The following is a 14409-nucleotide window of genomic DNA, read 5'->3' on the forward strand; positions in this document are numbered from 1 at the left end:
AATCCATCCATCACAGAGGGTGGCCGTCTCATGGGTAGTCTTGCGTCTGTTCGAACGACACTCCAAACACTGGTTGACCAACTCGTCCGCTGGGGGCTGCAATCGTCTGATAATACAACGATCCTCATCGCTGTCGGAGTTGGAACACTGCTCCTCGGTCTCTTCCTCGGGTTTTACCTCGTCCGGTGGCTCGGTCGTACTTTCTTGCACCTCGGAATTTGGTTGGGTACAACAGGACGAGATCTCCTCGTCGATGCTGTCCGACGCCGGCGAACAGCCGATGATGGTAAGCTGGACGAGACTTACTCTCGCGAGTATCTCCGGATTCGCCCAACTTCGGCAAAATACGATCCCAATACACTCGTTCACGCTCTTGAACGACTGCATACCCACCACCAAAAGACCGAGTCTGGCCTGAACAGATCCAGTGAAAACGACGAAGTGCTCGAACTGCTCGTGGCGACCCACGGTGCTAATGCTGGCGTCGAATTCTATGTTGGCGGAACGGTTTCACTTGATCGGCTTGCGGCTGCACTGCCCTATCAGCAGTGCGGGTTCGATATCGATCGTGTTTCGACACATCCCGCACAGATACTCAACCCGGAACAGCCCGAGGCTGTAGTGGAGAGTTCGACAGCGAAGGGTGGATCACCGTCTGGGTCGCCGCCTGAGCTGCCGATCGACTCGTCGTCGCCGCAACCCGCCACCGATGGCGCAGGGCAGATGAATATCTCCAACGTTGACAATGGTGACTCGCCGCCTGAAACTGGAAAGAGTGATGATCCGACAGAGGCACTCGTCTCACAGCTAACCGCCAGCGGACGTGAACCGATCGTGTATCGACTGGAAACACAGGCATCACGCCGGAAGGACTGGATGATGGGTCTCCGCGGACTGACTGATCTCCTTGGTGGATCCACCGATACATCTGCCTCGCCAACGGGACACTCTGGTTCGCATCCACTCGGCCCACTCATCGACCACCTTGATACGATGGCTAGCCCAGCTCTCTATCAGGTGACGGCTCGGTCATTTCGAACGTGGGACGTCCAAGCAGACGCCCGACAGTGCCGAATCGAAGAGGGCACGGATACACTCGGCCAGCAGCTAAGCACCTTCATTTTCGAGGAGCTGCTCACACGACCGGAATCTGATGAGACAGAGAATCGGCACCACCGCACCCATCACCAGCAATCTCGCCCGCGACGTACCGATCTCCCACGAGGTGCTCGTAAACGGCTGCAACAACTTGACCAAAAACACTCGCCCGCAACGTTTGTCGCAACGATCCGATTCGCCGCTATCCCCACCGAGAAGCAGTCACGAGCGGCTGTCGCGAACAGCCTTCATAACATATGGAGCGGGTTCGACCATCTCGAGCAGGACTACTATCGTCTCACATCTCCCCCTTCGCCACTCAAAGAGCGCATCGCTGGCGCGCTGTACGTCCGTGGAGCACGCCACAGACAGCGACTTCGGCGGTTGTGTAACCGTCAGGTCGTGACGCCGCTTTTCGGTCACACGCGGGTGAATTTCCGGAAGCGCTGGCCAGATCTCGTGTGTAGTGCAGACGAACTCGCAGCCTGGATGGCCATCCCCAGCACGGCGTCACTCCCGTCAGAACACGTCGATGCCATCGAGCACGAGCCAGCCCACGCCCGTCCTCTCCGCCGCCCGCCGACCAGTGTCCGGAACCAATATGTCGGTCAGGACAAGATCGGCCGTACCGCCGGCTACCTGCTGACGGCTGATGGCGACCCGGATCTCGAACAACCGTTCCGACTTCCGGTTAGCACGTTGGAAACACACGGACTACGCCAAGGGCTACCGAACTGTGGCAAGACCACTGATATGGCACACGATGTGGTTGAGGATCATCGGGCAACTGATGGGCCGACGATTGTCATCACTGGCCCAGGTGGGGATCTCGCCGATCACATCATGCGAGCGGTCGCTGTCGAGGAGGGCATCGAGCATCTCCGCGAGCACGTCCATTGGTTTCGTGTGCCAACCGTCCAGCCCGGACTCGCATTCTTCGATATTCGGGAATTACGTTCAGCGGCGGATGTGACCAATTGGGCCGACGCCGCGAGCGATGTGGCAGACAAGTATGTGGAAGTGGTCAAAGCGCTCATGGGGGCTGAAGCGTTCGAACGCGCCCCCTTAGCCGCAGATACGCTCAGAGCGCTCATTGCGGCCGGCTTTGATCCAACCTGTTATCCGTCGCAGCCTGATGATGACTCACTCCTGATGCCGCATCGAGAACAGGAATCGCCCTGGGTCTATCGCTTCTGGCAGCTTGAAGCCCAAGCTGGCGATTTAGCGGATCTGACCAGGGTGATGAGTGAAACTGACTTCTTTGATGCTGAAGCGAGTCTCCCCGACGTCAGTCATTCACGATTGGCCCGGAACCTGAGCACGCCATTCTCCTTCGAGCAACGGACAACTGCCAATATCATGGGCGGCGTGCAGACACGGTTGCGTGCTCTCTCGAACAACCTCCGACTGGCGGCCCTCTTTGACAATACGGTCGAACAATTCGGCTTTCACACGATCCTTGCGGGAAGTGATTCCGATGATCTATTCATCTTCGATTTGAGTGCTCTCACACCAGTCAGCCAGCGGGCGTATGCGATCACACTGTTGTCACTGCTTGACCTTCAACTCCGCCCAAAACAACACTTCTTGGAGCGCGAAGTATCGGACGACTTCCTCGTCAATCTCCACATCGATGAAGCCGCACAACTCGTTGATACACCCCAGCTTGGGGAGTTCCTCGACGTGATTCGTAACTACAATGTTGGACTCAACTTCGCAGTACAGTATCCCGAACAAATGCGCGAGCGGGGAGGCGAGCGGACGTACACGAGCGTGCTGTCGAACATCCAGACGACGATCCTCGGCCCGAGCGAGCTCTCGGACGAACAGGCCAAGCGGCTCTGTCCTGCTGGCTGGAAAGTCGACGAGTTCCAAGCCCATGTGCGTGACCTCCCGGAATCGCACCGGTTAGTCCTCTTACCGCCGCAGGGCGAGAAGACGCGCCCACAGGTGTTCGAACTTCATCGAGGGCCACTTCCGGAATGGCACCCAGCTGCAACTGAGGGGCCGTTCACGGATCCAGCATTTAGACAGCAGTTTGCAGCGGCAAAAGACGACATCACGGAACGAACGCAAGCTGAGTACGGACTGCCGGCAGGCGAGTCCGAACAGGAGATTCGCGAGCAGCGTGAATTGGGCGTTCCGGAAGTGGCAGACGCGATCGGGCTGGCTCGAGATAATTTGGCTGCGTTTCTTGCGCTCATGACGCACCACGCCCAACAGGCCGCGGCTGTCGATAGTGCAGCCGCAGCCGACGCGAGACCTGCGGCCAATACAAACGCTGTAAGGAACCGTCCTGTCGAGGAGAGCAATGGAACGGGTGATCCCAATGCGTCAGCCACACCGTCATCGCCCACCGATACTGACGAAACACCACCGTGGGTGCCTGTCAGTGAGGTCTACTCCCGCTTCATGACGCAGATCGATGTCGCGCTCACTGACGTCGATGCTGACGAGGCGACCGCAGCAACCGAGACGCTCCCTGATAACGACGACATCGCGACGTGTATGGACGAGTCAGCATACTTCGAGACTGCATTGGCTGCCGACATGGCGACATCGACGACGGCTGGCACTGGGCAAGACGAAGGAGCGACGTCTGGGGTTGTCGTTCGCCTGACGCCCAAGGGACAGCAAGTCGCTGTCGATCTCGACGATCCGGGAGAGGGTGCCACTGCCGGAAGTGTCGAGCATACAGCCCTCCTGAAACAGGTACAGCAGGCGCTCCAACGCGTGGGTGAAATCCAGCTCGTCACACAGGATGGAAGCGCCCAACCTGACGCCGTGGGCGGCCTCCAACGAACCGTGAATGGCGACACCGAGACGGTCAAACTGACAGTCGAAGCCGAACGGTCGACATTCAGACATCCGACAAAACCGCTTCAGAATCTAAAGAAGGCACAGGAACGTGATGCTGTTGCACTGTTTGCCGTGCCTGCTGGGAATCCAGACGAGGGACAGGCTAAGACAGCCCATGCGGAACGACTCGCTGATATCCTCGTCGATCCACTCAACCGGCAACGAGACGAGCCCCGATATTACGTCTCCGCTGATCAGAAACTCACGTTTCATGGTGGAGCTCACGAGGGTGGGGAAACAGTCGTCCGACGAATCACCGATGAAACCGATTCGGGACGGTCAACCTGGATGCATCGCGATGGAACGGCTGTGCTGGTAGCGCCGGACGGAGAGGAGGTGGCCACGATTGACGACTTCGATGCCGTCGTTGACGAAGGACAACTTGATCAATTCCCGGCGTACTACACGTACGATCTGCGAACAAACCAATACACGGTTCACGAACACGGCCAGCATCATCGATACGAGAAGAAAGCTGACGTGGACGAGGAGTGGGTAGCGGTCAAACACCCGTTCATCCCTGAACGTGAACTACCAGTCCCCAACTATGGGCCAACCACATACGCAATTCTGGTAGTGCGCGACGCCAATCGACCGGCTACTCACGGTGCGGATGGAACAGCGACCGAGACCGATGTTGCTCTCTATTTGGATGGGGAACTACAGCCACTCGAGCGACTCACTGACGCACTCCAAACTGGCCAATTGCACCCAGCAACGGCATCAGTATCTGATCCAGCAGATGACGATGCAGAGGACCACGGTATCCCCAATATGAACGGTGAACAGAACACTAGGTCGGTTGGAACCAAAACGAGAACAACCGATCAGGACAACCTCTCCCCAAAGCAAGCAGGTGTTGCAGACTTTGCCAAACTGCTGGATGAGCCTGCTCCTGACGAGCGTGCTAGTGATAGAAGTGACCGGGACGATCAGTTGCGAAGTGACCACGTCCTCGATGTCTACCAGAAAGTGGAGGCGCAGAAAGCCACGCCCATCTATGAGCGGCGATCAGATCTGTCGAGAGAACTCAGGAAATATCTGGGCTTCAGATCAAAGGAAGTGCGTGACCCAACCGCATCTGGAAAGCGGTATACATGGTGGGTCGGAGTTGTGTGGAGAACCGCGACTGTCGAGACGATCGCAGAGAAGATCATCGACGAAACCGACGATGAGCGGATCGGAGAACTCGTCGAAATCCTCGAAATCACGACATCTTCAGAAGAGTAATTAATTTTCGCCGATATCCCACCAAATCGCCCGACGGCACCATGTCGAGCCAATGGTCCAACATCCGCAATTGCCGCGTCCGTCAGGGAACGGAAATCGCCAGTCAGCGCCGTGTCGAGCCAATTCACCAATCGCCTAGGTCTGGGCGTTCTGTCGAGCCAGTCGTGAGAGTGGATCGACGTACCGCAGTCATGTGATTATTCACTTACGATCCGGTGTGTCGAGCCAATCGAACTCACTGTATAAGAGTGGGGGGTTACCCCGAGTTCGATGATGAAACAGATTCGAACGTGCCGACGAGAGTTATGATAGCCTGATGGGAGAAAATAGAGAGGAATAATTCGCCCATTTGGGCTCCACCCGACGAGCAATGATACGAGATCCAACTGTTGGATGAGAGTATGGGTATGGGCGAAATGAAAGAGACAAAGTCGCACGTGATCGTGATCGTCGAAACCGTCGATATTAGAGAGCGAGCTAGTACTCTTTCAACTATGGACTGTGGGTTCCGGATCACACGGTCTGAACATATATAATACTGATAGTTCTCTTCTCGCGTGCAAATTAGAGAGGAGGGAAGTACCGGACGGCCTGTTTTCTCGTGGTTCTGGTTACGAGAGATGCGCAGTGATGTCGGTCGAAGAGACCATCCCGACGTAGTCGTCGTCGACGACCGGGAGGTGTTTGATACCGTAGGTAGTCATCATGGCGGCGACCTCCTCCATATAGAGATCTGGTGTGGCGGTCTCAACGCCGGTCGTCATTATGTCGGCCACCTGTAATTCCGAGGTCTCGCGTCCGTCGGCGACGGCGTCGATCACGTCCGTACTGCTAATGATCGCCCGGGGCGTGTTTGGAACGACCAACGCACTGATGTCCTTCTCTCGCATCCGCTGCGCGGCTTCCATTACCGTCGCATCCTTTGCAATCGTCTCTAATGGCGTTGACATCACGTCTTCCACGGTTGTCTTGTCATCAAAGCCCATACTATAGCCAACGGATTCAAACATTATGCATGTTCCTTCGACCCCTCGCTCTGTGCTCGTTCTCTCCACCGTGACTTTTCACGACGAGTATGCTGCGTACGGAGGGCACCACTACGGCTGAAGGCAATCGTGAGATACGTGCTTTGTCATCATCATGCGGCTCTGTTGAAACCCTCAATGGCTGATACAAACAACGTGCTGAATACAGAGCTTGTATTCAGCAGAAACCCTCTTCTCGGTACTATGTCGAAGAAGTAGCTCTCAGATTACTGGTCGGGCAGATTTACACGAATCGACTCATAGAGGGCCGGTTCTAACCTGCTGTTCCGGTACCCTGCGGCGAGATTGACGTCTACGGCCCAGAACCGGTCCTTGTCATCTTGGACAAGGTCGATCCCGACGCCACGAAGATCGAGTCGGTTGACGAGGCGGCGAAGACGTCGCGTAATTGTCGGTTTGGGACGTACCTGATTCAGGAATCGTTTGGGGCCGTGGAGCTTCGAGGTAACGCACTTGGCCGCCGTCTGGACTCGCGTTCCATCGTTGACGGCGTAGTACTTGTAATCGATGGGCTCCGTGCGGATCCGCTCTTGATAGAATCCTCCCTCACCGTTCAGTTCGGGGTCGCCGTGCCAGATGTAGTTGGGCTTTGCGATGTACTCAAACACGGGTTTCTCGAAGGTTATTTGAGGAGTACGAAACCCGACCGTCTCTAGTGCTCGTAGCCCGATTAGCCGTGAACTCAACGCAATCGTCGCGACGAGGTTGTTCCACAGGGGTATCCCCGTTCGCCGTGCATACCTGAGAGCGGGGAGATTGAGTGGGAACACCTGCTTGTTGACGAGCAGAGCGAGATCGTCGATGTGATTCGGAGAGAGTTCGAAGCGCGGATTGAAGAATCGAACTGTATGTCCTGCGTCCCGAAGTTGGCTGGCGACGGCAGTGAACACCGGCTGATCATCAGCACAGAGGATTCCGATCTGCTCCGCGTCAGCTGTCTTCATTGATAGCAGACGTATGTGTGGCAGGGAAGATAATCCTTTGATACAGTCTTGCACAAACGGATTCGAACGCACGATACGACCGATTTCAGTAGTGGCAGCGCCGTACCACGTGCAAGATACGCGCCGTGTATTCAGCACGACTCCTAAAACCTATCATCGCACGAGGATTTCAACAAGGCCCATCACGCCATTTCTGACGGATAACAGTTCTTTCGTTTTAGATGAAGCGAGGCGAACAGACAGTCGAACTCATCAATCGATACCTGACAATTCACTAGATGAGACGAAGGAAGACAGCATCAGTGCGCATGGAGGCTACTTAGAGCGGCAACGTTGCCACGAGAGATTATATTCAAGATTAGCAGCGGCATGATTTAGTGGTTGGCCTGTCTATCGATCCGTACGTGAAGTGCAATGGCCGACGAGCAGGGGGCTGCTATCCAAAAAGCACCGGTCGTCGAGGACGAAACGTATCCAGCAGACTGCTGTGAGCCAGCCGTCGAACGGTGGCTCACGTGGAAGCGCACCGACGACGATCGGAAGGTGCCACGGGCACCCTACAAGAATCCGGGGCAATCAGATCAGTACGTCAATGCTCAAAATGCAGACGTCTGGACCGATTTCGAGACGGCACAAACGTGGGCGCAGAAACTCCAGGGGCACCAGCTCGCATTCACCATTCGTGATCGCGACGAGTATCCCGGGGAAGAGTTCGTCTTAATCGACTACGATGACGTACGCGATCTGGACACCGAGGAATTGCACTCAACAGTTCGCGAGCACCTCACTCTGGCAGGTAGCTACGCTGATGTCTCGCCCTCTGGCACAGGCGTGCACATTCTGTGTCGTGGTAACCTCCCTGACGGCGTGAAGACACTCACAGACACACTGCCACACGATGATGCATTTCCTGACGCCACGATCGAAGTGTATGACTCGGCACGATACGTCGCCATGAGCGGCACCCATCTGGTCGCGACGCCAACTGAGATACGATTCAGTCAGGCGTTCCTCGACCAGCTCGTCGACGAATACGCAACAGTCGTCGAGGGGACGCCAGACGCATTGCTTGACGAGCCCGCAAAATCAAAAGAAGAGCTCGCGACGATCGATTCGACGCCCGAGATCGACGATATCTTCGACACGATCAAACAAACGAGGCCGAACGACATTCGGCTCCGCTCATCGGTGACCGAAGAACGCGGCGATGGGAGTAAATCGCTCGATCCGGTGTGGACGACGTCCGAGAGTGGAACCCGGCTCGCGCAATTAGAGTCCGGATGGATTTATCGCGAGGGTATGATCGGACTCGATGCACTCCAAGTAGTCGCACTCGAAGAGGGGATCATCACTGACGAGCGCTCTTATCCGAGTGGCGACGCCTTTTGGGAGGCGGTCGACGCACTGCGGGATCGTGGTGCATCCATTCCGACGTATCAGGCGGCAGACGTCGCTGAAGACTCCGACACAGACTCGTCAGCAGTGGCTAATGCGTCCATGGCAGCGACTGGGGACGTGGAGCGTGCGCTTGAAGCACGACTCCTGCGTGAACGAGTGGCCGAACAAGAAGCGATGATCGAAGAGCGCGAGGCCACGATTGCAGAACAGCATGACCGGATTGCCGCTCTCGAATCCGAGGTGGCCGAGCTGCGTGACGAGCTGATACAACGCGAGCAGGATGAAGAGCAACACAGCAGTCACCGCAATCGTCCGTGGGAACGGGTAAAAACATGGGTTACTGATCGCTGAACTCGTCGGTAATGCACTAAGCCCCGGTAAGGTACTCAGTGGTCGAGTAGGCAATCAACTCGAATATCCTCCGGTAACTAGTTTTCGTCAGTCATCGAAATCGTCTGTCAGAGGCAGTTTCCGTAGTCTATTTAAGTATTGGTGAGTATTTCTATCCATGGGCAGTAAAACTATCCAGAAAGGCGCATCACTTGCGCTGCCAGTTCCTGTCCCTTCCACTGATCTCTTCAGCCACAAATCGACTGATGAGATTCTTGCACTGCTTGTCGACAATCCCTATACGGCGTTCGGGATTCGGGATCTAAGTCGAGCAACGAACCACCCCCACCGAAGCATTTCGTCGGCAATCGATGATCTTGAGGCGATTGGATTCGTCGAAATCGAGCACGTCGGGCGGAAAAAACTCGTTCGCATCAATCGGAGCCGACTCACTAAGCCTGAGGATCCAATCATTCAGATCCCACAGGAGGAGTTTCACGCCCCAATTAGAGAACTTATTGCGAGGCTAACCGACAGCGTCGACAATATCCGTGGAATCCTTCTCTTTGGAAGCGTTGCCCGTGGCGATGCTGATCGGCGAAGCGATATCGATTGTTTTGTTCTCGTTGAGGGAAAGCAGGCAACAGCCCAGCAAACCGCCGACGAGATTACGGCAGAGTTGAACGAGGAAGCCTTCGATGGTGACCGCTACAAATTCCACGTTCTCGCCGAATCCGTCGAGAGCGCACGCCGGTACGGAGATCGACTGCGCGAGATCTTCGCCACTGGCTTGACGCTCAAAGCGTCTGATACACTCACGCAGCTCAAAGAGGAGGTGCTGACGAATGGACGATAGCTACGTCGACGATGCACTCATCGACGCCGAGGCAGCGTTCCAGGAAACACGCGGGCAAACAGGCGAATCAGATTTAAACGTGTCTGAGGCCGCCCTCGTCCAACTGCGGAAGGCCTGTCGGCTCCTCGAAGCAGCGCGAACACTCCGTGAACAGAACGGGTATTATACAGTGGTGATCGAGGCGTCGTTTGTGGCTGTTGAGCGCAGTATTCAGTTCTATCTCCTCCAGCGAGGACATGCATCCAGTGAAGACTTGCGCTACGAACACACGGCAGTGTACCAACAAGCCGGAGAAGTGAATCTATTCAGCGAGACGTTTGCTGATCGCCTCATGCAGCTCTGGAAGCAGAACCGAGCCGAGGTGTATTACCGTGAGACGGTCGCCAGTGCTGAACAAGCCGACGCGATGCTGTCGCTTGCCGAAGCAGTCCACCAGTATATTCTGGATTTCACGTCGCTAACACATGAGTGTGTCTGTTGTCAGAAATCTAGGTGACTGCCACTTCAGAGGAACCAATCCTCCTGTCGGACTGCCAGAGGCATCCAGAACGAGTAAGCTACCACGCCCTCAAGGGCGTGGCATTCCCCTATAATGAGGTTTCAGACACACCCTCGGCACCGACGTGGCGGGCTACACGCCCAGCGTTCGGACGGACGGGATTGTTCTATTCCGTTCGTCGTACTCTCGCCGGGGATTGTGTCCGGCAAGGCACTGGCCCATGGAGAGGCACTGTCTCGTCCGCCGGTCGGACGGGATGGGCTGGCTCACACCGCTTTAATTCAGCGTGTTCTCGGGTGTTTCGCGCCACGTCACGCGTGGTCGGAGGGACACCGTCACCGTCCCGCTGTTTGGGGTCGGCCTACGGCGACCCGTACAAAGAGTCCGTTTTGGACTCAATGCACTACCATGACAATAGTTATCAACGCTACTAAGGCTTGCGATTATGTGGCGAAACCGTCGCATGCAACCGACGGCAGTTGTACAGATGTCGAACGCATGCCTCCCGCGCCTGAAGACGCGGGTATCCTGCTGTGGTATCTATGACTGTCATGCCCAATCCCGACGCCCTGTACGATGTTCGAGAGTGCACTGGCGATCCCGAGCACGCGTCGGTCGATGACGTGACTACACTCGTACTTGAGCGAGTACAAAAACCGCGTGATGACCATCAAGACGCGTATTTCGACGAGGTCATGGCTACTGTTGTCGGTCGATATGGTGCGAAGGCTGTCCCGTCGTCATCCACCGTGTTCTCGTTGAACACTATCCGTTTCGCACAGCCACGGTTGACCTCGAAATGTGCAACATCGATGGCGTGCGGATCGGGACGACGGCCGGCTGGTTCCTTCGAGAGTTGAACGCAGAGCAAGACAGTTGAAACGCCCCTCCTGAAAGCCCTTGGCCGCTCGGCATCCCGCGACCCACACTGCGCGCCTCGTTTCACTCGGTGCTAGCGGGCCGGGGGACGACCGAGACGGCCTCGCCCTTTTCAATCCACCAGAAAATCACCTGACAAGATCACCTCTGATAAGGGTTGGGGTGGTGATTACGGCACGCCCCGCTCGCCGCTGCCGCCCGCCACGTCGCTCGTGCCCTCCCGGCACGCCAGCGGGTTAGTCGGTCGGTTCCTGCGCGCCCTCGGTGCTCGGAACTGCCCTCACTGCCTCACGGCGCTGCCGTTCGGCTAGCCCGCGGTCGACAAGCGACCGCGCATCGTTCGGCGACTGAGTATCAATTCGAACAATAGTAATACCCTTTACTACTGCACACAAATGGGCAACTATAGAATGTTTGAACAGTGTGGCGAGAAGGAACTCAAGATACTCCTCGCGATCGATCCGGGCGACTCCATTTCGGGAGTCGCACGAAAGATCGACGAGAACCGGGAGACAATTCGCCGTACCGTGAACCGCCTGGAAAATGCCGGATACATTCAGTATAAGAAGGGATTGTCTGTCGTCGACGACACCGTTCGAGAGACAGGACTCGCCTTTCTCGCAGCGTCAGCAGCTATCTCGCCGCCATCCATCTCAGAGACATACATGCTGCCACATTTTGCGGGGCTGGACTTTGCATATACCGCGATTGACGCCGTCTATGTGTGGACACGAGGCGGCTATCAAGTTGCTCGCGACGAAACGGACTATCCTTTGTTTATTGCCATCCGTGAAGAAGACCTCGAAGAATGGGAACGGTTCTTCGAGCGGTTCGGTATTCCAACAGCCCAAGAGCGCCAGCCAGCAGACGACGTTGCTGGACCACTACAAATCGTTCTCGACCCGCGTGCCGAGGTCGACGCGGAACTGGTCGACGGCCGGCCAGTCATCCCGCTCGCAGAGACTGTGGCATTTGCACGTGCACATTACGCAACCTTCGAGTCGGCGCTCGATATGCTCGACCAAATGTACAATGATGTGGACACTGAGGCAGACTACCGCGAGAGGGCGGCCTAAGCATGAGTCAAGAAGCACGAAGCGAGGCACTCATCGAAGTGCTTGAGCAACTGGAACAGTCCGCGTCTCGGTGGCGCTGACCGGCTGGACCACTGTCCATTTCCCCGATCGCGGCCGGTGGTGGGAAGCGTAGTCAGCCAACGCGGTCTTCTTTTTTGGTGTGTGCCGGACCGACCCAAGCCCCGCCGCCCCACCCTCCGCTCCGTGCTCGCGTTGCTGCGCGCGCAGCCACGACCACGAAATCAACCAGATAGTAACACCGTCGACTAGTAAGTCCCTTCCCCGGCTTATCAGTGGCTACTTGATTCTCTACCTCTGTCTAGACTACCGCCAGAGAAAACATCGGCGTTCTCCAGGGGGGAGATTCATATACATTCCAAGCGTGATAGAAGTTTGTCAGAAACTGCCAGTTTTGTTATTTCTGATCCACATTGAAAATGTAGAAACAGCCGTTAGAGAGTTGTTCCGAGAAAGGAAGAGATGCATATGAAGGAGTTCGAGGCGTTTCCTGTAATCTAGATTCAGACGGAATAGCGGTCAGACATTCGGAAATTATACGTTCGTAGCACCGTGTGAGGAGTGGATAGCCGATATCACAAAATATGCTCTCACGAAGATGACTGTGAATTAAGATCGTCGAAAAGAGATACAGTGGCATGAAACCAAATATCCTCGCGCTCCTTGATGAACTGCGAATTATCGGTCAGAACGGGCTCCGATACGCTGACAATCACCACGACGAACGCCGCTATAATCGTATTCTCGAACTGGTCGCAGAACACTACGGTGAAACGCTCACACTGAATCCCGAGGACGTGCGTGAGCGGTTTGCTGAAGAGGTGGGGCATATCACGCCGAAGATTGCGGCAGGAGCGGTGATTTTCGATGACGACGGGAATATACTGTTGATGAAACGGGCTGATAGTGGTGACTGGTCAATTCCGGGAGGGTTTGTCGAACCAGAGGAAGGCCCTGAGCAGGCCGCGATCCGTGAAACGAAAGAGGAGACGAATCTTGACGTTCGCATTACGGAGTTAGTCGGGACACATTATCAACCAGCAACTGAACACCACGTCAATGAGACCGTTGCACTCGTCTACTTGTGTGAGCGTATGGGTGGGACACTCCATGGGTCAGAAGAGAGTTCAGCACTGCAGTATTGGCATATTGAGGATGTGCCGACTTGGCATCGGGATTTTCAAGAGATCGTATTCGAGGCACGTGAGGTCTGGCAGCACTCTCGAGAGACGATATGAATTCGTGCAGACTTACTCATGACGTGGCGGTACGCGAGAAATCTTCTCGTTATCGCGAGAACTACTTAAACGAAATTCGATCAGTGGCCGGTGCTCTCTTGGACATGGAGTAGTCCACCGCACTTGCGACATTTGTACTGCTTGGGGTTGCGCACTGTCTTCGAACGGCGATAGCGGGCAATGCGACCATCGCACCCCTCGCAAACGAGCCGTCACGTTGGCGCAGTGAATCGCTCGCATTGTTATGAGGTGTCGAGGTTATCGATCCAGCGGGCGAACGTTGCTCCGTAATTGGCCTCACTAAATCTTGCTCGGAGTGTAACTAGTAAACGCCTGTTCCGATTTTAGACCCCTCCGCCTTGATACTATACTCTCTCATGTGCCGTCAGTTACTGGTCCGAGATCAGTCCATGGGATGGCGAATAAGCTGGCCATGTTCGACCTTCATACAATGGTCTTGAACAACGTCCACACCGGCCGCTTCCGCAGTTCGTGCGGCGTCGTCATTCCGAATCCCGGACTGCATCCAGATTACCTTCACGTCATCCCGAGCTAGTGTCTGCTCTACAATCTCCGGGACTTCCTCGCTTGGCCGAAAGATCTCGACGATATCAATGGTCTCCGTAACATCGGCGAGTGAGTCGTATGCTTGCTCACCAAAAATCTCGTCCGCACTTGGATTGACGGGGATGATTTCGTACCCGTGGCGCTGGAGGTATGCCGGCACGATGTGTGCTGCTTTCTCGTATGACGTTGATGCGCCGACGACTGCAACACGATCGTATCCAAGAATCCGCCGAAGGTCGTCATTATCCTCAACTGGCATACACAGACTACTGGATCTCGGAAAATCAGTGTGTCGCCAGAGACCGTCTCACTTTATCCGGCCTAGTCCTGTAGCCAGGACTGATATCGACACAATTCGATTTTACTGACCA

9 protein-coding genes and 1 pseudogene are annotated in these 14409 nt (G+C 55.6%); 7 read left to right on the forward strand and 3 right to left on the reverse strand.

Going from position 1 to position 14409, the window contains the following annotated elements:
* The first annotated feature begins 30 nt into the window (after window positions 1-30).
* Window positions 31-5187, forward strand: coding sequence for a TraM recognition domain-containing protein (locus LIW51_RS29535; protein WP_227379113.1), 5157 nt, complete (start codon window positions 31-33; stop codon window positions 5185-5187).
* Window positions 5188-5798: 611 nt separating this feature from the next.
* Here the strand turns inward: LIW51_RS29535 and LIW51_RS29540 are convergent.
* Together LIW51_RS29540 and LIW51_RS29545 are read right to left on the reverse strand one after the other, a co-directional pair.
* Complete coding sequence (locus LIW51_RS29540) at window positions 5799-6173, reverse strand: CBS domain-containing protein (protein WP_227379498.1); 375 nt, start codon at window positions 6171-6173, stop codon at window positions 5799-5801.
* A gap of 266 nt (window positions 6174-6439) precedes the next feature.
* Window positions 6440-7177: a hypothetical protein gene (locus LIW51_RS29545; protein ID WP_227379114.1), complete on the reverse strand. Its 738-nt coding sequence runs from the start codon at window positions 7175-7177 to the stop codon at window positions 6440-6442.
* 414 nt (window positions 7178-7591) lie between these two features.
* On the opposite strand from LIW51_RS29545, the gene LIW51_RS29550 reads away from it, so the two are divergent.
* From LIW51_RS29550 to LIW51_RS29575, 6 genes and pseudogenes are all read left to right on the forward strand, one after another.
* Window positions 7592-8926 (forward strand): hypothetical protein, encoded by a 1335-nt coding sequence (locus tag LIW51_RS29550; protein ID WP_227379115.1) that lies wholly within the window; start codon window positions 7592-7594, stop codon window positions 8924-8926.
* 157 nt (window positions 8927-9083) lie between these two features.
* On the forward strand, window positions 9084-9761 hold the full coding sequence (locus LIW51_RS29555) for a nucleotidyltransferase domain-containing protein (protein ID WP_227379116.1): 678 nt from the start codon (window positions 9084-9086) through the stop codon (window positions 9759-9761).
* Window positions 9751-10257 carry a DUF8154 family protein gene (locus LIW51_RS29560; RefSeq protein WP_227379117.1) on the forward strand — a complete coding sequence of 169 codons (507 nt, stop codon included), beginning with the start codon at window positions 9751-9753 and terminating at the stop codon, window positions 10255-10257. Before LIW51_RS29555 ends, LIW51_RS29560 begins: the two co-directional genes overlap by 11 nt.
* Window positions 10258-10811: 554 nt before the next feature.
* Window positions 10812-11140: pseudogene (locus LIW51_RS29565) on the forward strand (DUF8158 family protein).
* A gap of 409 nt (window positions 11141-11549) precedes the next feature.
* Complete coding sequence (locus LIW51_RS29570) at window positions 11550-12215, forward strand: winged helix-turn-helix domain-containing protein (protein ID WP_227379118.1); 666 nt, start codon at window positions 11550-11552, stop codon at window positions 12213-12215.
* A gap of 656 nt (window positions 12216-12871) precedes the next feature.
* Window positions 12872-13471: an NUDIX hydrolase gene (locus tag LIW51_RS29575; protein WP_227379119.1), complete on the forward strand. Its 600-nt coding sequence runs from the start codon at window positions 12872-12874 to the stop codon at window positions 13469-13471.
* Window positions 13472-13874: 403 nt separating this feature from the next.
* On the opposite strand, the gene LIW51_RS29580 is transcribed toward LIW51_RS29575, so the two are convergent.
* Window positions 13875-14297: a CoA-binding protein gene (locus LIW51_RS29580; RefSeq protein ID WP_227379120.1), complete on the reverse strand. Its 423-nt coding sequence runs from the start codon at window positions 14295-14297 to the stop codon at window positions 13875-13877.
* Between the last annotated feature and the right edge of the window lie 112 nt (window positions 14298-14409).

This window comes from Haladaptatus halobius (assembly GCF_020618475.1).
Lineage (GTDB): Archaea > Halobacteriota > Halobacteria > Halobacteriales > Haladaptataceae > Haladaptatus > Haladaptatus halobius.